This is a genomic window from Pseudomonas japonica, from assembly GCF_900188455.1.
Classification (GTDB): Bacteria; Pseudomonadota; Gammaproteobacteria; order Pseudomonadales; family Pseudomonadaceae; genus Aquipseudomonas; species Aquipseudomonas japonica.
In genome coordinates this window covers 14257-33479 of sequence record NZ_FZOL01000014.1, presented here as the reverse complement: position 1 = coordinate 33479, position 19223 = coordinate 14257, and the positions used below count along the sequence as shown (strand labels likewise).

At 65.0% G+C, this 19223-nt stretch carries 14 protein-coding genes and 3 pseudogenes; 5 read left to right on the top strand and 12 right to left on the bottom strand.

Annotated elements, in window-relative coordinates:
* Positions 1-8 precede the first annotated feature (8 nt).
* Together CHB99_RS17355 and CHB99_RS17350 are read right to left on the bottom strand one after the other, a co-directional pair.
* The gene (locus CHB99_RS17355; RefSeq protein WP_042124084.1) at positions 9-1259 is read right to left on the bottom strand and encodes a sarcosine oxidase subunit beta family protein; all 1251 of its coding nucleotides are present in this window, start codon (positions 1257-1259) and stop codon (positions 9-11) included.
* 15 nt (positions 1260-1274) lie between these two features.
* The gene (locus CHB99_RS17350) at positions 1275-2528 is read right to left on the bottom strand and encodes a serine hydroxymethyltransferase (protein WP_042124087.1); all 1254 of its coding nucleotides are present in this window, start codon (positions 2526-2528) and stop codon (positions 1275-1277) included.
* A 386-nt stretch (positions 2529-2914) separates the two neighbouring features.
* Between CHB99_RS17350 and CHB99_RS17345 the strand changes: the two genes are divergently transcribed.
* Positions 2915-3955, top strand: a complete 1041-nt coding sequence (locus CHB99_RS17345; protein WP_042124089.1) for a threonine aldolase family protein — start codon at positions 2915-2917, stop codon at positions 3953-3955.
* A 124-nt stretch (positions 3956-4079) separates the two neighbouring features.
* Here the strand turns inward: CHB99_RS17345 and CHB99_RS30650 are convergent, their stop codons facing one another.
* From CHB99_RS30650 to CHB99_RS17330, 4 genes and pseudogenes are all read right to left on the bottom strand, one after another.
* Positions 4080-4808 carry a methyl-accepting chemotaxis protein gene (locus tag CHB99_RS30650; RefSeq protein WP_428977846.1) on the bottom strand — a complete coding sequence of 243 codons (729 nt, stop codon included), beginning with the start codon at positions 4806-4808 and terminating at the stop codon, positions 4080-4082.
* Positions 4809-4943: 135 nt separating this feature from the next.
* A pseudogene (locus tag CHB99_RS30645) lies at positions 4944-5972 on the bottom strand (HAMP domain-containing protein); the annotation flags it as partial.
* 222 nt (positions 5973-6194) lie between these two features.
* Entirely contained in the window at positions 6195-6497 is a 303-nt protein-coding gene (locus CHB99_RS17335; RefSeq protein ID WP_042124092.1) for a cell division protein ZapA, read from the bottom strand.
* The gene (locus tag CHB99_RS17330; protein ID WP_042124094.1) at positions 6494-6721 is read right to left on the bottom strand and encodes an MreC domain-containing protein; all 228 of its coding nucleotides are present in this window, start codon (positions 6719-6721) and stop codon (positions 6494-6496) included. The genes CHB99_RS17335 and CHB99_RS17330 overlap by 4 nt, the downstream gene beginning before the upstream one ends.
* Before the next feature lie 266 nt (positions 6722-6987).
* Between CHB99_RS17330 and CHB99_RS30640 the strand changes: the two are divergent.
* The 3 genes and pseudogenes from CHB99_RS30640 to CHB99_RS17320 form a co-directional block, all read left to right on the top strand.
* A pseudogene (locus CHB99_RS30640) lies at positions 6988-7758 on the top strand (MCP four helix bundle domain-containing protein); the annotation flags it as partial.
* Positions 7741-8613, top strand: coding sequence for a methyl-accepting chemotaxis protein (locus tag CHB99_RS30635; RefSeq protein ID WP_428977845.1), 873 nt, complete (start codon positions 7741-7743; stop codon positions 8611-8613). The pseudogene CHB99_RS30640 and the gene CHB99_RS30635, both read left to right, overlap by 18 nt.
* Positions 8614-9011: 398 nt before the next feature.
* Positions 9012-9938 carry a hypothetical protein gene (locus CHB99_RS17320; protein ID WP_042124098.1) on the top strand — a complete coding sequence of 309 codons (927 nt, stop codon included), beginning with the start codon at positions 9012-9014 and terminating at the stop codon, positions 9936-9938.
* A gap of 3 nt (positions 9939-9941) precedes the next feature.
* On the opposite strand, the gene gbcB is transcribed toward CHB99_RS17320, so the two are convergent.
* Entirely contained in the window at positions 9942-11045 is a 1104-nt protein-coding gene (gene gbcB, locus CHB99_RS17315; protein ID WP_042124100.1) for a glycine-betaine demethylase subunit GbcB, read from the bottom strand.
* Between the two features lie 283 nt (positions 11046-11328).
* Between gbcB and gbcA the strand changes: the two genes are divergently transcribed.
* The gene (gene gbcA, locus CHB99_RS17305; protein WP_042124101.1) at positions 11329-12618 is read left to right on the top strand and encodes a glycine-betaine demethylase subunit GbcA; all 1290 of its coding nucleotides are present in this window, start codon (positions 11329-11331) and stop codon (positions 12616-12618) included.
* 689 nt (positions 12619-13307) lie between these two features.
* Here the strand turns inward: gbcA and CHB99_RS30630 are convergent.
* The 5 genes and pseudogenes from CHB99_RS30630 to dgcB form a co-directional block, all read right to left on the bottom strand.
* Positions 13308-13473 (bottom strand): annotated as a pseudogene (locus CHB99_RS30630) (RHS repeat-associated core domain-containing protein); the annotation flags it as partial.
* 183 nt (positions 13474-13656) lie between these two features.
* The gene (locus tag CHB99_RS30625) at positions 13657-14520 is read right to left on the bottom strand and encodes an RHS repeat-associated core domain-containing protein (protein WP_084702669.1); all 864 of its coding nucleotides are present in this window, start codon (positions 14518-14520) and stop codon (positions 13657-13659) included.
* A gap of 676 nt (positions 14521-15196) precedes the next feature.
* A complete protein-coding gene (gene etfB, locus CHB99_RS17290) occupies positions 15197-15967 on the bottom strand; it encodes an electron transfer flavoprotein subunit beta (RefSeq protein WP_042124104.1) in 771 nt (256 codons plus the stop codon).
* Positions 15968-15982: 15 nt separating this feature from the next.
* Positions 15983-17206 carry an electron transfer flavoprotein subunit alpha gene (etfA, locus tag CHB99_RS17285; protein ID WP_042124106.1) on the bottom strand — a complete coding sequence of 408 codons (1224 nt, stop codon included), beginning with the start codon at positions 17204-17206 and terminating at the stop codon, positions 15983-15985.
* Positions 17206-19152, bottom strand: a complete 1947-nt coding sequence (gene dgcB / locus CHB99_RS17280) for a dimethylglycine demethylation protein DgcB (RefSeq protein ID WP_042124107.1) — start codon at positions 19150-19152, stop codon at positions 17206-17208. The genes etfA and dgcB overlap by 1 nt, the downstream gene beginning before the upstream one ends.
* Positions 19153-19223: the final 71 nt, after the last annotated feature.

The following is a 19223-nucleotide window of genomic DNA, read 5'->3' as shown; positions in this document are numbered from 1 at the left end:
TTCTCCTGTTAGTGGGCGACGGCGGCTGCGCCGTGTTCGTCGATCAGGGCGCCGTTGTGAAAACGGTCGATGGAAAACGGCTTGGCCAGCGGGTGCATCTCGCCTTTGGCCAGGCTGGCGGCGAAGACGTTGCCCGAGCCCGGGGTGGCCTTGAAGCCGCCGGTACCCCAGCCGCAGTTGAAGAACATGTTCTTCACCGGGGTCTTGGAGATGATCGGGCAGGCGTCCGGGCTGGTGTCGACGATGCCGCCCCACTGACGGTTCATGCGCACGCGGGAGAGGATCGGGAACATCTCGACGATCGCCTGCAGGGTGTGCTCGATGACCGGGTACGAACCGCGCTGGCCGTAGCCGACCCAGCCGTCGATACCGGCGCCGATGACCAGGTCGCCCTTGTCCGACTGGCTGATGTAGCCGTGCACGGCGTTGGACATGATCACGCTGTCGATGATCGGCTTGATCGGCTCGGAGACCAGCGCCTGCAGCGGGTGGGATTCCAGCGGCAGGCGGAAGCCGGCGAGGCGCGCCATGTGTCCGGAGTTACCGGCGGTGACCACGCCGACGCGCTTGGCGCCGATGAAGCCCTTGTTGGTTTCCACGCCGATCACGGTGTTGTTTTCCTTGCGGAAACCGATCACCTCGGTCTGCTGGATCAGGTCGACACCGAGGGCGTCGGCGGCGCGGGCGAAGCCCCAGGCCACGGCATCGTGACGGGCGACGCCGCCACGGCGCTGCACGGTGGCGCCGAGAATCGGATAGCGGGTGTTCTTCGAGCAGTCCAGGTACGGGATCTCGTCCGCCACCTGCTTGGCGTTGAGCAACTCGCCATCGACGCCGTTGAGGCGGTTGGCGTTGACCCGACGCTCGGAGTCACGGATGTCCTGCAGGGTGTGGCACAGGTTGTAGACGCCGCGCTGGGAGAACATCACGTTGTAGTTGATGTCCTGGGACAGGCCCTCCCACAGCTTCATGGCGTGCTCGTAGAGGTGCGCCGACTCGTCCCACAGGTAGTTGGAACGCACGATGGTGGTGTTGCGCGCGGTGTTGCCGCCGCCCAGCCAGCCTTTCTCGATCACCGCGACATTGGTGATGCCGTGTTCCTTGGCCAGGTAGTACGCGGTCGCCAGACCGTGGCCGCCACCGCCGACGATGACGACGTCGTAGACCTTCTTCGGCGTCGGCGTGCGCCACATGCGCTGCCAGTTCTCGTGGTGGCTGAGGGAGTGCTTGAAGAGGCCGAAGCCCGAATAACGTTGCATGGTCTGTTGCTCCACTCAGCGGTAAACCGGGAAGTCCGCACACAGTGCCGACACGTTGCGCGCGACATCGGCTTCCACATCGGCATCGCCGAGGTTGTCGAGGATGTCGCAGATCCAGCCGGCCAGTTCCACGCACTGGGCGACCTTGAAGCCGCGGGTGGTGACGGCCGGGGTGCCGATGCGCAGGCCCGAGGTCACGAACGGCGACTGCGGGTCGTTCGGCACGGCGTTCTTGTTGACGGTGATGTGGGCACGACCCAGGGCGGCGTCGGCGTCCTTGCCGGTCAGGCCCTGACGGATCAGGCTGACCAGGAACAGGTGGTTGTCGGTGCCGCCGGACACCACATCGTAGCCACGATCGATGAACACGCCAGCCATGGCCTGGGCGTTCTCGATGACCTGCTGCTGGTAGGCCTTGAAGCCAGGCTCCAGGGCTTCCTTGAAGCACACTGCCTTGGCCGCGATCACATGCATCAGCGGGCCGCCCTGGGCACCGGGGAAGACCGCGGCGTTGAGTTTCTTCTCGATCTCTTCGTTGGCCTTGGCCAGGATCAGGCCGCCACGCGGACCGCGCAGGGTCTTGTGGGTGGTGGTGGTGACCACGTCGGCGAACGGAATCGGGTTGGGGTACAGGCCGGCGGCGACCAGGCCGGCGACGTGGGCCATGTCGACGAACAGCAGGGCACCGACCTTGTCGGCGATCTGGCGGAAGCGCGGGAAGTCCAGGGTCTTGGAGTAGGCGGAGAAGCCGGCGACGATCATCTTCGGCTTGTGCTCGACGGCCAGGCGCTCGACTTCGTCGTAGTCGATCAGCCCGGTGTCGGTGTCGATGCCGTACTGCACCGCGTTGTACAGCTTGCCCGAGGACGACACCTTGGCGCCGTGGGTCAGGTGGCCGCCATGGGCCAGGCTCATGCCCAGGATGGTGTCGCCGGCCTGCAGCAGGGCCAGGTAGACCGCGCCGTTGGCCGAGGAGCCGGAGTGCGGCTGGACGTTGGCGTAGTCGGCGCCGAACAGCTGCTTGGCGCGCTCGATGGCCAGCGCCTCGACCTTGTCGACGTGCTCGCAACCGCCGTAGTAGCGCTTGCCCGGATAGCCTTCGGCGTACTTGTTGGTGAGGCCGCTGCCTTGGGCCTGCATGACGCGCTTGCTGGTGTAGTTTTCCGAGGCGATCAGTTCGATGTGATCTTCCTGACGCTGCTCTTCGGCATTCATCGCCGCCAGCAGTGCATCGTCATAACCCTGGATCTGGTCTTGCTTGCTGAACATCGCATTTCTCCCGGCAGCGGTGAGTCTCTTATTGAGTGGAACCCGTGACATTGACGGGTGTCCTTTGCAGCGATGGTATGACCGGACCCGTGCGGCCAGATGCCTGCGCACGCCACGCAAAGGTGCGTTTACGACATTGTTTTGTCTTGTTTGCGATAGTCGGGGGCAATGGCTGCTCATCACCCCGTAGGAGCTGGCTTGCCTGCGAAGGACCGTGCAACGGTCCCAGACTTCACCGCTACCTGGGACCGCTGCGCGGTCCTTCGCGGGCAAGCCTCGCTCCTACAGGCGTAACGCGCCGGCGAACCGTTTCCGCCTACTTGTATAGGCAACCTGACAATCCATGCATTAGAGTGCTCTCCTGCCTTGCTAACAGGACCTGAGCCATGACAGAACAAAGCCAACAATTCGCCAGCGACAACTATTCGGGAATCTGCCCGGAAGCCTGGGCCGCCATGGAAAAGGCCAACCAGGGACACGAACGCGCCTACGGCGACGACCAGTGGACGGCCCGCGCCGCCGACCATTTCCGCCAGTTGTTCGAAACCGACTGCGAAGTGTTCTTCGCCTTCAACGGCACCGCGGCCAACTCCCTGGCCCTGTCGTCGTTGTGCCAGAGCTACCACAGCGTGATCTGCTCGGAGACCGCCCACGTCGAGACCGACGAATGCGGCGCCCCGGAATTCTTCTCCAACGGCTCGAAACTGCTCACCGCGCGCAGCGAGAACGGCAAGCTGACCCCGGCCTCGATCCGCGAAGTGGCGCTCAAGCGCCAGGACATCCACTACCCCAAGCCACGGGTGGTGACCATCACCCAGGCCACCGAGGTCGGCAGCGTCTACCGCCCGGACGAGCTCAAGGCGATCAGCGCCACCTGCAAGGAACTGGGCCTCAACCTGCACATGGACGGCGCGCGTTTTTCCAACGCCTGCGCCTTCCTCGGCTGCTCGCCGGCGGAGCTGACCTGGAAGGCCGGAGTCGACGTGCTGTGCTTCGGCGGGACCAAGAACGGCATGGCCGTGGGTGAGGCGATCCTGTTCTTCAACCGCAAGCTGGCCGAAGACTTCGACTACCGCTGCAAGCAGGCCGGACAACTGGCGTCGAAGATGCGCTTCCTCTCGGCGCCGTGGGTCGGGCTGCTGGAGAACGGCGCCTGGCTGCGCCACGGGGTTCACGCCAACCAGTGCGCGCAACTGCTCAGCGGGCTGGTGGCGGATGTGCCGGGGGTGGAGCTGATGTTCCCGGTGGAGGCCAACGGCGTGTTCCTGCAGATGCCGGAAGCGGCGCTGGAGCATCTGCGCAACAAGGGCTGGCGCTTCTATACCTTCATCGGCAGCGGTGGCGCGCGGTTCATGTGCTCGTGGGATACCGAGGAAGCGCGGGTGCGCGAGCTGGCGGCGGATATCCGGGCGGTGATGGGGGCCTGATCCGCGTTGCCTGGTCTGGGGGCCGCCCTGCGGCCCTTCGCGAGCAAGCTCGCTCCCACAGTTTGCAGCGATCCTTGTGGGAGCGAGCTTGCTCGCGAAGGACCGCAAAGCGGTCCCCGAGGATCTAGAGCCGGAACCCACCCATCTGCCGCGCCAGGTCATCGGCCAGGCGCTGCAACGCCGCACACTCCTCCCGACACCCCTGCACCTCCAGCGCCGTCTCCCGCGCCAGGTCGGAAATGCCCTGGACATTGCGGTTTATCTCCTCGGTCACCGCCGACTGCTCCTCGGTCGCCGTCGCCACCTGCAGGTTCATATCGCTGATCCGGTCCACCTGCCCGGTGATGGCGCTCAAGGAATCGCCGGTCCGCTGGCTCGACTCCACCCCGGTCCCCGTCGCGGCCTGCCCGGCATGCATCGACTCCACCGCCGTGCCGGTGCCCTGCTTGAGACGCTGGATCATCTGCTGGATCTCGCCGGTGGACACCTGCGTGCGCTGCGCCAGGGTACGCACTTCATCCGCCACCACGGCAAAGCCACGCCCCATCTCGCCGGCCCGCGCCGCCTCGATCGCTGCGTTCAGCGCCAGCAGGTTGGTCTGTTCGGAAATGCTGCGGATCACCGCCAGCACCTTGTCGATCGAGGCCACTTCCTCGGCCAGCTGGCTCACCGCCTCGGCCGCGGTGCCGATCTCGCCGGACATGCCCTCGATATGCGCAATCGACCGTTGCACCACCTGGCGCGCTTCCAGCGCCTCGTCCCGCGCGGTCTGCGAGGCATGCGCCGCTTCGCCGGCGTTGCGTGCGATGTCCTGCACGGTCAGGCCCATTTCATGCACGGCGGTGGCGACCATCTCGGTCATTTCCTGCTGCTTGCCGGAACGCTCGGCGGTACTCACCACCACATGGATCACCTGCCCCACCGCCGTGCGCAGTTGCTCGCTGGTGCCCAGCACTTCGCCGATCAGCTTGCGCTGGCTGTCGAGGAACCGGTTGAAACCGCGGGCCAGGTCGCCCAGCTCGTCGCGACGGGTGTCGTCGAGACGGTGGCTGAGGTCGCCACCGCCATCGCCGATGGCCACCAGCGCGGCGGTAACCTGACGGATCGGCCGCACGATGCCCCGCGCCAGCAGCACCACCAGCAGCAGCGACAACAGGGCCACCGCCCCGCCGATCAGGCTGGTCAGCCATACGGTTTCATGCACCTCGGCATAGATCTGCGACTCCGGTACTTCGGCCACCAGATGCCAGTTCAGGCCACGCAGCGGCAGGCTGAGGGCGACGAAGGATTCGCCATCGCGTTCGAAGCGGCTGCTCTGCAAGCCGTCATGCGGTGCCAGGGCGGCCTGCGCCGCGGCCTCGCCGATCTGTTCCGACAGGTGCCGCTTGCCACCGAATTCGTTCTGCGGATGGACCTGGATCAGGCCATCGCCACGCACCAGCATGACCCGCCCGCGCTCGCCGAAGCTGAAGTTGTGGATCAGCTCGGACATTTCCGTCATGCGCAGGCCCAGGCCGGCGATGCCCACCAGCTTGCCGTCCTTCTCCACCCGATAGTCGATGAACAGCGCGAGTTCGCCGGTGCTGCCGTCGATATCGATGTTGAGCATGCGATTATCGCCACTATCGATAAAACCGTAGAACCATTTGTCCTTCGGATTGTTCCTACTGAGCGTGCGGTCCAGGCCCTTCTCGTTGTAGTAGTGATTGCTCACGGTGGACGCGAACAAGGCGGTGAACGCCTGGTTCTGCTCCTTCAGCGCTTGCAGGTAGTCGACGAAGGCCTGGGCCTGCTCGGGGTTTTCCCCGGCGGCCAGCCAGTCGCGCAGCATCGTATTGTGGGCGATGTCGGCGGCGGCGGTGAGGGGCCGGCCAAGCATGCGCTCGATATCGTTACGAATCGCCTCAATGCTCGCCGGCAATGCCGTGTCGACCAGGTAACGCTCGGTCAGGCGATTGACCGCCACGGTGTAGATGCCAACCACGATCAAAATGCTGACCAACAGGGCTGCGCCCATGCTTGCGATCAGTTGCCATTGAATACTGCGCCGCCAGAACTGCATGGGTCGTCCTCTGAGAAATAGAACCTGTACTGCAAGTGACAGGCCAATTGTATACATCAGAGGTATACGATTTTTCCAGACCTATCGGTCAGGATCGATGACGGGAACGCACCGATATCAGGAAAAGGACGATGAGGTGACAGTGGGAGCCGCGAAGGGTGGCTCCCACGACAGGGGTCAGGCGCTATCGATTGCCTGGGAGATAGCCTCGACCGTGGCGCTGACTTGCTCTTGATAACGGTCAAGGGTTTGCTGATGCGCCTGCTGCAGGGCGATCTGCTGGGAACACAGGTTCAGCGCCGCGAGAACCAGCAATTTGTCACCGATCAGCGACGGGTAGCTGCGCTTGGTGTCGGCCAGGGACGCCTTGAGCATCCGCACCGCTTCGGCCAGTACCCGCTCCTGCCCCGCCGGGGCCTTGATCGAGTAGTCATTGCCCATGATCGAGACGACATTGATCGTCTGCGCGGACTCGTTCATGCGCCGACGGTACCGCTGGCGCGTTCAATCAGAGCCTGGATGCGGGCGTTGGTGGCGCCGTACTTTTCTTCCTGCTCCATCAGGTTCAGTTGCAGGCTTTCGTTTTCATCCTTGGCCTGGGCCAGTTCGGCCTCCAGTTGTGCATTGCGCTCGGCCAGTTGCTGATTTTTCTGCAGCAGTTCGCCGACCAGTTGTTCCAGTTGACTCAGGGTGGTGTCCAGCATGATCGCCTTCTCCAAGGGGGAAATTACGGGGGCGCACACGATAAAGAAAACGTGACCGAGCCGCCAGAAATATCGGGGCCAGAGCCCCGCGCTGGTGCACATTGACCTGATCTGGGTCAGCCGGTTCCTGCATTTGGTCGGCAAAGCGAGGAAAAGGTGATGTTTTTTGTAGGACAAGCCCTCAAGTCCGATCAGCCAATACCGATAGTTTTAAAAGCAATCTCCCCCCCGGCGCATGGATCGCGTCCCTTGATTTGGATCCGACCATGTCCCTACGCAACATGAACATCGCCCCGCGTGCGCTGCTGGGGTTTGCCCTGATCGGCGCGCTGATGCTGGCCCTGGGCAGCTTCGCCCTGACCCAGATGAGCAAGATCCGCCAGGCCGGCGAAGACATCGAACAGATCACCGTGCCGAGCATCAAGGCCCTCGACCAGATCAACCTGCTGACCCTGCGCCTGCGTACCCTGTCCTATCGCCTGATGATCAACCGCGAAGCGGATGTGCTGCAGAACACCGTCAGCCAGCTGGCCGAGCGCAACAGCCAGATCGATACCGCGCGCAAAGTCTACGAGCCGCTGATCGCCAGCGACGAAGAGCGCGGCGTTTACAACCAGTACGTCCAGGCGCTCGGCCAGTACCGCCAGCTGGAAAACCGCATGGTCCAGCACTCCCAGGCCAACGACCTGCCGGCGATCCGCGAGATGATCAACCGCGAGCTGCTGCAGAACATGGAGCAGATCACCGCGAACCTGGACAAACTGGTGAAGATCAACACCGACCAGACCCGCGACATCAACCAGGCCGCCGCCGAGCAGTACGCCAGCGCCTTCACCCTGGTCATCGGCCTGCTGATCGCCGCCACCGTGCTGACCTTCCTCTGCGCCATCGTCCTGACCCGCAGCATCGTCAAGCCGATCGACGAGGTGCTGGGCGTGGCCGAGCAGATCGCCGCCGGCAACCTGACCCACAGCATCCGCCCGGAGGGCAAGGACGAAGCCGCGCGCTTGCAACAGGCGATGGCGAAAATGCAGGAACAGTTGCGCGACACCCTGCAGCAGATCGCCGGTTCCGCCACCCAGCTGGCCTCGGCCGCGGAAGAGCTGAACAGCGTCACCGAAGAAAGCGCCCGCGGCCTGCAGCAGCAGAACAACGAGATCGAACAGGCCGCCACCGCGGTCACCGAGATGACCAGCGCCGTCGAGGAAGTGGCACGCAACGCGGTCAGCACCTCCGAGGCCTCCGCCGAAGCGACCCGCTCGGCCACCGACGGCCGCGACCTGGTCATGGAGACCGTCAGCGCCATCGAACGCATGAGCAATGACGTGCAGAGCACCTCGGTGCTGGTGGGCAACCTGGCCGAGCAGTCCCGCGATATCGGCAAGGTGCTCGACGTGATCCGTGGCCTGGCCGACCAGACCAACCTGCTCGCCCTCAACGCCGCCATCGAGGCGGCCCGCGCCGGTGAAGCCGGGCGTGGTTTCGCCGTGGTCGCCGACGAAGTGCGCGCGCTGGCGCATCGCACCCAGCAGTCCACCGCGGAAATCGAGCGCATGGTCAGCAGCATCCAGGGCGGTACCGAGCAGGCCGTGGGCTCGATGCGCAACAGTACCGAGCGTGCCGAGTCGACCCTGAGCATCGCCCGTGGTGCCGGCAGCGCGCTGGAGACCATCACCGGCGCGGTGGCGCAGATCAACGAGCGCAACCTGGTGATCGCCAGCGCCGCCGAAGAACAGGCCCAGGTGGCGCGGGAAGTGGACCGCAACCTGGTGAACATCAACGACCTGTCGGTGCAGTCGGCGACCGGCGCGCACCAGACCAGCGCGGCCAGTGCCGAGCTGTCGCGGCTGGCGGTGGGGTTGAACGGCCTGGTGGCGCGGTTCCGGGTCTGATCCCGAACGGATAAACACGCCCCCCCTGTAGGAGCAGGCTTGCCCGCGAAGGACCGCGTAGCGGTCCCAAAACTGTACTGTCGACTCGATTTTGGGACCGCTGCGCGGTCCTTCGCAGGCAAGCCAGCTCCTACGGATTCAGATCCTCGACAGTGCAGGTAGGAAAATTTCAGAATCCATCGAAATTTCCCAACTCCACCTACACCACTCACCAACCCCCAACGCAAAGGCTGAAAACCAATTCCTACAAAATCGGCCATTCCCGGCAGAAACCACCCCGCGGACACCGAATCCCCCGCTTTGCCCCCGCACGATTTGAATCAATTTCCCCCAACCTAGCGCCCCCGTACTCCCTACCCTCTCGCCGTCCAAGCCCCCCTGAACGTCGAGACACCCCGATGAACAAGGCCCCCGCCAGCCTGCCCCTGGAATCCTCCGACACAACGTCGCGCGCAGCCGACAGCCACTGCCGTCAGACCTTCCTGTTCTGGTTCACCAGCAACTGCCTGCCCGCCACCCTGGCCATCGGTTTCATCGGTCCGCTGCTCGGCCTGGGCTTCTGGCACAGCACGCTGGCGATCCTGGCGGGCGTGCTGCTCGGCAGCCTCGCCCCCGCCTTCCTGCCCGCGCACCAGCGCCTGGTGCTGCTGCCGCTGTGCCTGCTGCTGCCGCTGCTGCACCTCGATGCCCTGGCCCGGATCGCGGTCCACCTGCTGCCGGGGCAGGTGCTCAACTGGCAGTTGCTCGCCCTGCTGCTCGCCGCCGCCATCGCCCTGCCGGGGCCAGCACTGCTGCGGCGCCTGCAGGGATTGCTGGCACCGTTGCTGATCATCGTCTTCGCCCTCCTCAGCCTCGCCGCCGCGCTGCTGCTGGAGGCGGATACCGCGCAACGCCAGCTGCACTTTTCCCGCGAGGCGTTCGCCACCCAGTTCGCCGCCGCCGCGCTGTGGCAGGCGAGCTTCACCCCACTCACCGGCGGCCAGCGCCAGACCACGCTCTACGCGGGCCTGGTGGTGCCCGGCCTGTGGCTGATGAGCCTGGGCGCCCTGCTCGCTTCAGCGGTGCCGGCAGTAGACACGGTGGTCAGCCTGCGCCTGGTCGGCGAGCGCTTCTATCCGGGGCTGGGGACGCTGGCGGTGCTGCTCGGCGCCCTGCCCCTGCTCGGTGCCATGGCCCTCAGTGGCAGCACGCTGGTCCAGCGCGCCAGAAACGACAAAGCCCGCGGGCTGCTGCTCGCGGACTTTGTCGTTGCGGTACTGGCGCTGTACCTGGGCGGCCTGCCGATCGAACGCATCGACACGCTGCTGATCCGCCTGTTGCGCTGAACCTCAGTACTCGATGCGCACATCCCCCTTCGGCACGCTGCAGCAGGACAGGATGTAACCCTCGGCGACATCCTCGTCGGTAATCCCGCCGTTGTGCTCCATCTCCACTTCCCCGCCCAGCTTGAGCACCTTGCAGGTACCGCAGATACCCATGCCGCAGGCCTTGGGAATCATCAGGCCAACCTTCGCCGCGGCGGCATGCACGGTCTCGCCGGGGGCGATGCGGCTGCTCTTGCCGGTCGCGGTGAACTCCACCAGGTGCAGGTCGCCGGCGGTGATCTCCTCGGCCGCTTCCGCCGCCTGCTCGGCATGCTCCACCGCGTCGGCCTTGGCCTCCGGCGGCGTGGCGCCGAACGACTCCTCGTGGTAGCGGCGCATGTCGTAGCCGGCGCCTTCCAGCAGGCGCTTGACCGCGGTCATGTAGGGCGTCGGGCCGCAGCAGAAGATTTCGCGCTCCATGAAGTCGGGGGCGATCAGTTCCATCAGCTTGTGGTTCAGGTAGCCGCGATAGCCGGCCCACGGCTCACCCAGGCCATGCTTCTCGCAGATGATGTGCAGGCTGAAGTTTTCGATCCGCGAGGCCATGTGCTCCAGCTCGCGGTGATAGATGATGTCCTTCGGCGAGCGCGCGCTGTGCACGAAGACCATGTCGACATTGCCGTTGGTGTCGTAGAACCAGCGGGCCATGGACATCACCGGGGTGATGCCGACGCCGCCGCTGAGGTAGAGCACTTTCGGGCTGGGGAAGTCGATGGCGTTGAACAGCCCGACCGGCCCGTGCACCGCCAGTTCCTGGCCTTCGTGCAGGGTGTCGTGCAGGTAGTTGGAGACCTTGCCGCCGGGCACGCGCTTGATGGTCACCGAGAAGCTGTAGGGCACCGACGGCGAGCTGGAGATGGTGTAGGAGCGCATCACCGGCTGGCCTTCGATCTCCAGCTCCAGGGTGACGAACTGCCCGGGCTTGAAGAAGAACATGATCGGCTGGTCGGCCATGAAGCAGAAGGTGCGAACGTCCCAGGTTTCCTGGATGACTTTTACGCAGCGGACGATGTGGCGACCGTTGGCCCAGGTCTGGGTGGTCACCGGATTCAGAAAGGGATTGGACATTGTTCTTCGTCTCCACGGCCGACTGCGGCTTGATGGTCACGATAATGCGCAAGGAACGGGCGCTCCACTTACCCATTCACGACATCGGCGTGCTTATCGCGACCAGCCCCTGCCGGCAAGGGCTGGCGCGTCGGAAACGGATTCGATCATGTCGCCCATGGATATGGTTCGCGTCGCCGGCAATCGCACACTCCGTCGCAAATGATCCGTGCAGAAATGCCTTGCGTCGCATAACAACGATTAGCCACTTTCGCCGGCCGCCGAGGCCATGAGGACTTACACGATGGACGTCACTACCCTGAGCCTGGACGATCCGCTGGAACCAGCACGCAAGGCCACCGCCGAGATGTTGCAGAACCGCGAGCGCACCTACTCGCTGCCACAGCCGTTCTACACCGACGAGCGCCTGTTCCAGATCGACATGCAGGAGATCTTCCACAAGGAATGGCTGATCGCCGGCATGACCTGCGAGATCCCGGCCAAGGGCAACTTCCTCACCCTGGAGATCGGCAAGAACCCGATCATGGTGGTGCGCGGTGCCGAGGGCCAGGTGCATGCCTTCCACAACGTCTGCCGCCACCGCGGCTCGCGGCTGTGCACCAGCGACAAGGGCAAGGTGGCCAAGCTGGTCTGCCCGTACCACCAGTGGACCTACGAGCTGGACGGCCGCCTGCTGTTCGCCGGCACCGAGATGGGCGCCGACTTCGACATGAAGGAGTACGGCCTCAAGCCCGTGCACTGCAAGGTCGCTGGCGGCTACATCTTCATCAGCCTGGCGCAGAACCCGCCGGCCATCGACGAGTTCCTCGCCACCCTGGCGCACTACATGGAACCGTACGACATGGAGAACGCCAAGGTCGCGGTGCAGACCACCCTGATGGAAAAGGCCAACTGGAAGCTGGTCCTGGAAAACAACCGCGAGTGCTACCACTGCAGCGGTTCGCACCCGGAACTGCTCAACACCCTGCTGGAGTGGGACGACACCAACGACCCGCGTGCCACCCAGTCGTTCAAGGACCACGTCGCCGCCTCCGCCGCCGCTTGGGAAGCCGAGAAGATCCCGTACCTGCACAAGAGCCACGGCCTGCGCAACCGCATCGTGCGCATGCCGCTGCTCAAGGGCACCGTGTCGATGACCATGGACGGCAAGCAGGCCTGCTCCAAGCTGATGGGCCGCATCCAGAACCCCGACCTCGGTTCGATGCGCATCCTGCACCTGCCGCACTCGTGGAACCACTGCATGGGCGATCACATGATCGTCTTCACCGTGTGGCCGATCAGCGCCCAGGAAACCAAGGTCACCACCAAGTGGCTGGTGCGCAAGGACGCCGTCGAGGGCGTGGACTACGACCCGCAGCGCATGCGCGAGGTCTGGGACGCGACCAACGACCAGGACCGTCGCCTGGCCGAGGAGAACCAGCGCGGGATCAACTCCACGGCCTACCAGCCGGGGCCTTACTCGAAGACCTATGAGTTCGGCGTGGTCAACTTCATCGACTGGTACAGCCAACGCGTGCTGAACAACCTCGGGGCCGAGCCGGCGCCGTATCTGAAGGATGTTTCGGCGCAGTAAGGCCGGCACGGTCTGTCCACGAAACGCGGCCTGGTGCCGCGTTTCGTGCTTCCGGGATCTTCCGACTCATTAGCGATGTGCATTTCGTTTCCGCTTCGCGATCTGCCGTGCTACTCCACCTCGGGGTAAAGGTGCTCGCTTCCGGATTTCCTGCATCTGCAGGTACACGTGCCCGTCCGGTGGACTCTCCCAGATCTGCACGGCCGTAGGCGCAACCGTCCGCACGGGCGGGCCAGCCGTGGACACACGACTGTTGGTTAGCCTCGCGTCGCTGATGGCTTTCCTGCCATGCACGAAGGTGGCGAACTTCTTCTGCCCGGTGGACGTGAAATCCTTCATCGGCGTGGCCAGCACCAGGCCCTTGACCATCGCCACACTGATACCGATACCCGCTGCCGAATACAGCAGACCTTCTCCAGAGTCGCTACCGTCCGTGGCATACGCACCGATGGCGGCGACTGAACCGACCATGCCGGCTACCGTGCCAACGCGATCGAGGCCGCCGGTCGCACCGGCGATCTGTGGCGCGCTGTCTCGGTAGCGAGCCAGGCTGCTCCCCGCTCTGGCCCGCTGCAGTACACGGGGCAAGAACAGCGAGGCGCCGCCCATCGCCAGCAACAGCCCATGCAGGACGAAGCCCAGGATGTGCGTGCCCTGCACTTCGCGCCCGCTGGGATCGGTGAAGTTCACCGGATCGCCCTGGCAGTAGGCGTAGGGGTTCAGGCCGCCCGCGCCGAACGGGCTCAGACCGTCAGGACTGTGAAAACGCCGCAGCACCGGGTTGTAGAGGCGGTGGCCATGGCCGAGGTGGTACCAGCCCGACGGCTGCTCGCGCAGTTGCCCATTGAAGCCCAGGTGACCTTGCGGCGCGCGCTCACCCTGCCGCGTGCCATAGGGGGAATGGCGCAGGGGATTCAACTCGGCAGCGAGGGTTTCGAACACCGGGGTCTGGCTGGCATCGGTCGCCAGCAGCAAAGGGCTGTGTTGGTTCGATGTAGTGCTGGGCACGGCATGTCTTCCTGTTGGTACTGGCGAGGTTCAAACGTTCTGTGACGCACCGCGATCACGAAGCAATTTGAGCGTCAGGCGCAGTTGCTCACCAGCGCCGTTCACGTCTCCCCCCCTGGTCCCCGAGAATATCGGCAGGCTTTTGATGGATGTCCTCGAAGCCCGTTTCGGCGGAAACAACTTGTCAAAAGGGGGGGACGTCTGCCCCGGTGTCGGCGTAGTGGGCGTCGGCGGCGGCGCACTGGTCTCGGCTGGCTTGTTCCGCTTCAACTGCCGCTTCTTGTACTCGCCCCGCGTATTGATGGCGAAACGACTGTGCGCCACCATCCCGGAGATCATCGTCCCCATGTAGATCAGGTTCTGCGCGCCCTCCTCCCCCCCCAGGGCCGTCCCCCCGCCCGCCAGGCTGATGCCCGAACCGGCGATGGCAATGCCATTGGCCAGTTGCAGTGATCCCTTCATCTTGGTGAAGAACATGCTGAACACGGAATTCATCAACAGGCCACTGTGCAGGAACAGCGTCAGCAGCGGACCGGCCTGCTCGCCGTCGATGAAGCGCCCGCTCGAGTCGGTATGGTTGACCGGATCACCGCCACAGTAGGCGTAGGCATTCAGACCGCCACGGTCGAACGGGCTGTAGCGGTCGGGGCTGTGGAAACGCATCAGCGTCGGGTTGTACACCCGATGACCGTTGCCCAACTGGTAACGGTCCCGCGGCTCCCTGAACTGCCCGGTGAAGCCCATGCGCGCCAGCGCCGGATGGATCGCGGACCGGCCGCCGTGGGGGCTGTGGACCAGTGCACGACAATCCGCACCATCCACTTCGAACAACGGCGTGTGTTGCCGGTCGGTCGCCAGCAACAGGGTGCGGGTATCGGTGGGCGCCTGCATCATGGGCTTCTCGCGGGGGTCGACAGTGCCTCTGCGACTACCTTAGAACCCGGCAACGTCCACGGCTACTGGCAGTTCTGACAGGTAGGAAGCCTGTACGATATTTGACCAATTACCCGGAACGCCCATATTCATTGGGGCGCGCGGACTGACGAACACTTTATCCACAGGCCGGCCCACAGCAACTGTGGGAAAACGCCCCGCATGCCGCTTCCCTTGCACAGGCTGAAACTGTTCATTTTTTGATCTAATCTCTGCAAGCCTTTGAATTCAAGGCTCCTGGCCGTCGGCAAACACCTTATCCACAAAGCCGCCAACAGACTTTGTGTGAAACCGGGAGCGTACTTTCAAGACCTGTTGATAACAGCGCTATGGCCTTGTTTGAAAGGGCTTTGAGGGCCGCTGAAAGACTCGGGAGGGGCGATTGATCGTTTTTTGAACAAAAACATCAACTTATTGTTTTTAAAGGGTTTTATACCTGATCAAACAGTTTATCCACAAAGCCACCAACAAGGATTGTGGGCAACTGCTTCATTCGAAACGGTTATTCACCAGGGAATAGCCTTAAAGTGACCTGTACGAAATTTGACCAAATGCACGGAAGCCTTGCATGGCAAGGCTTCCAGAAGGCAGCAAACATTTTATCCACAGAACCGCCAACAGACTTTGTGCACAACCCTCAGCGCAGCACGCCTTCTTCCATCAACAGCTTGAGAATGGCTTCGGCCCCGGCCTGCGGACTGACATCCTTGAGCACTTGTCCACCGCCGCCACTGGCCTTGGCCGTGGCGGCCTTCATGCGGTCGGCACCGCTCTTCGCCTTGATCACCTTGAGCCGCTTGGGACGCGGCTTGGCGGGCAGCAGTTCGGCACTGGCGAACAGCTCGTCGTCGACGATCTCCACCTCGCGAGCCGCCAGCACACCGCGGCGCGCCGGACCGAAGGCGCTCTGCCGTGGCTTCGGCGCGGCGTTATCCACAGAGGCGAGAAACGGCAGGCGTACCTTGAGCCGCCGCCGCTGACCACGGGGCAGCGCCTGCAGCACCTGGGCGGTGCCGTTGTCGATGGACTCCACCTCGGCCAGGCCCACCACCAGCGGCCAGCCCAGGCGCTCGGCCAGCAGGTACGGGAGCATGCCCGAGCCTTCGCCGGTTTCCGCCTGACTGCCGGTGAGCACCAGTTGCGCGCCGGCTTCGCGCAGGTAGTCGCCGAGCACGCCGAGCACATCGGCGCCGGCCGGCTGCTCGAGTACATCGAGCTGGGCCAGGCCCATGCCCAGGTAGGCGCGCAGGGCTTCCTCATGGGGATCGCCGGCATGCAATACCTGCAGCGTGTCGCCGGCCAGTTGCAGGCCCAGCTCCACGGCGCGGGCGTCCTGTTCGGCACGGCGGCTGCGCCCCGAGGTGGGGTGGGCGCCGACCGAAACCAGGCTGATGACCTTCGTGTTCATGCTTGTCCCCTGCCCTTATGCCGCATCGCGTCTGGCGGCGTTGCGGAAGTTGTCCACAGCCTCGATCAGCGCCTGCAGGATCGCCGCGCTGTCGCCGATCACCGAGAGATCGGCGCGTTTGATCATGTCGCAACCGGGGTCCATGTTGATCGCCACCACCTTGTCGCAGGCACCGATGCCCTGCAGGTGCTGGATCGCCCCGGAAATGCCCACCGCCACGTAGACCCGCGCGGTCACCCAGGTACCGGTGGCGCCGACCTGGCGGTTGCGCGGCATGAAGCCGTCGTCCACCGCCACCCGCGAGGCGCCTTCGGTGGCGCCGAGGGCCGCGGTGGCGCGGTGGAACAGCTCCCAGTCCTTGACGCCGTTGCCACCGGAGACGATGAACTCGGATTCGGCCATCGCGATGGCGGCCGGGTCCACAGCCACCGGGCCGAGGTCCTCGATGCGCGACAGGCTGCGCGCCACGCCTGTGGACAACTCCACCGGCAGCGCTTCGTGACGGGTTTCGCTGACCGGGTCGGCGCACTCGGCGGCGGCCAGGATCAAGCGCGGCAGGTTGCGTACCAGGTCTTGCTGGCCAGCACCGGCGCGGCCGCTGCTGAGACCGTCCTTGATCTGCCAGACCCGCGTCGCCGGACGCTCGCCCAGGGTCGCGGCGAACCGCCGGCCCAGCTCGCCACCACCGGTGCGACTGTCTGGCAGCAGCCAGTGGCGTGGGGAAAACTGGTTATCCACAGCGCGCAGGCCCTGGACGCGCTGCTCCGGTGCATAACCCTGGAACTGCTCGCCGTCGATCAGCAACAGGCGGTCGACGCCATTGCCGGCGAAGTTGCTTTCCTTGTGCTCGCCAAACACCACGGCGAGTACCGCGCCGTCGCTGCCGGCGAGGCTATGGGCCAGGCCGAGCAGGTCGCGGTCGTGGCTGCTCAGGCGACCGCCGACCATGTCCGGGACCACGGCGATGTAGAACGCCGGCGCCGGCACCTGGTGCAGCGGCAGTTGCACCTCGGCCGCCGCGCTGCGCTTGCCGCTGCTGCCACCCTGCTGGGCGCCGCTGCGGTCGATGCGCTTGATCCCGTTGGGGCCGATGAAGCCCACCGTGTGGGGGTTCTTGCGGATCACCCCGTTGGGGCCCATCCAGCTGTCCTGCTGTACCTGCATGGCCGCGTGCAGCGGGTGCAGGCGGTTGCGCGCGATCCATTCGGCACGCGGGTCGCGGCGAATAATGTCACTCATCAGTGCACCTCCGCGGGTTCACGTTTGCTCGTGGCCGGCTTGCTCGCCGCCGGGGTTTCCAGCAGGGCGTCGGCCACCAGTTCGGCCAGGTCCTTGATCAGCGGACGCGGTTCGACGACACCTTCGAGCATCGCCGTGCACTGTGGACAACCCACCGCCACCAGTTCGGCGCCAGTCTCGCGGATGTCCTCCATGCGCATGTCGGGAATGCGCTGCTTGCCAGGAATGTCGGTGATCGGCGCGCCGCCGCCACCGCCGCAGCAGCGCGAGCGGAAGCCGGAACGCTCCATCTCCTTGACCTCGATGCCGAGGGCGCGCAGCACCTGGCGCGGCGCCTCGTATTCGCCGTTGTAGCGGCCCAGGTAGCACGGGTCGTGATAGGTCACGCTGCCGCCCTTGTGCGCGTCGAGGTTCAGCTTGCCGGCGTCGAGCAGCTCGGCGATCCAGGTGCTGTGGTGCTGCACCAGGTACTCGCCGCCGAAGGCGCCGTACTCGTTCTTCAACACATGGAAGCTGTGCGGGTCGCAGGTGACGATGCGCTGGAAGCGGTACTTGCCGAGGGTCTGGATATTGCGCTTGGCCAGGGTCTGGAAGGTGGCTTCGTCACCCAGGCGCCGGGCCACGTCGCCGCTGTCGCGCTCTTCCAGGCCGAGCACGGCGAAGTCGACGCCGGAGGCTTTCAGCACCTTGACGAAGGCGCGCAGGGTGCGCTGGTTGCGCATGTCGAAGGCGCCGTCGCCGACCCAGAACAGCACCTCGGTGGACTTCACCTCGGACAGCACTTTCAGGTTCAGGTCGGCGGCCCAGTTCATCCGTCCGCCGGGGTTGAAACCGCCGGGGTTGTCGGTGGCGATCAGGTTGTCGAGGACTTCCGCGCCCTTGTTCGGCGTGGCGCCCTTTTCCAGGGTCAGGTGGCGGCGCATGTCGACGATGGCATCGACGTGCTCGATCATCATCGGGCATTCCTCGACGCAGGCGCGGCAGGTGGTGCACGACCACAGGGTCTCGGCATCGACCAGGCCGTTGACGATCGGCTGGTGCGGATGGCCGCCATGCTCGCCGATCGGCTTGCCGGGGTAGGGGCTGCCGGCGAACTGCGCGTCGGTGCCGCCGGCGAGGCCGATGACCATGTCCTGGATGAGTTTCTTCGGGTTCAGCGGCTGGCCGGCGGCGAACGCCGGGCACATGGCTTCGCATTTGCCGCACTGCACGCAGGCGTCGAAACCGAGCAGTTGGTTCCAGGTGAAATCCTTGGGTTTTTCCACGCCCAGCGGTGCCGAACGGTCTTCCAGGTCGAGCGGCTTGAGACCGGTGGAACGACCGCCGCCGAAGCGTTCGGCGCGGCGGTGCCAGGCCAGGTGCAGGGCCCCGGCGAAGGCGTGTTTCATCGGCCCGCCCCAGGTCATGCCGAGGAACAGCTCGGACACGCCCCAGACCACGCCCAGGCCCAGCAGGGCGACGAGGAACCAGCCGCCGAAGCCCTCGGGGAGGATGCCGGCGACGGGCAGGGTGGCGATGAAGAAGGTCGCGGAGAACACCAGCAGGCTTTTCGGCAGGCGCATCCACGGGCCTTTGGACAGGCGCGAGGGTGGGTTCAGGCGTCGCTTGAAGACGAACAGCGCACCACAGAACATCAGCACGGTGGCGGCCAGCAGAGCGTAGCCGAGGATCTGGCTGCGCAGGCCGAAACCGTGCACGACGATGGCCAGCACGGCGGAGAGCACGAAGCCGCCGGCGGTGGCCACGTGGGTTTTCGACATGTACTTGTCGCGTTCCACCACATGGTGGAGGTCGACCAGGTAGCGCCGCGGCATGGCCAGCAGGCCGGCCAGCAGATTGACCGGCGACGGCCGGCCCTGGCGCCACATGCGCACGCGCCGCACGGCGCCGAGCACGGCCAGGCCGAGGGCGGCGAACAGCAGGATGGGGAGGATAAGGTTCAGCATGGGAAGCTCCCATTAGGTGTTTCGTTGGGCACCGGGACCGCTTTGCGGTCCTTCGCGGGCAAGCCACGCTC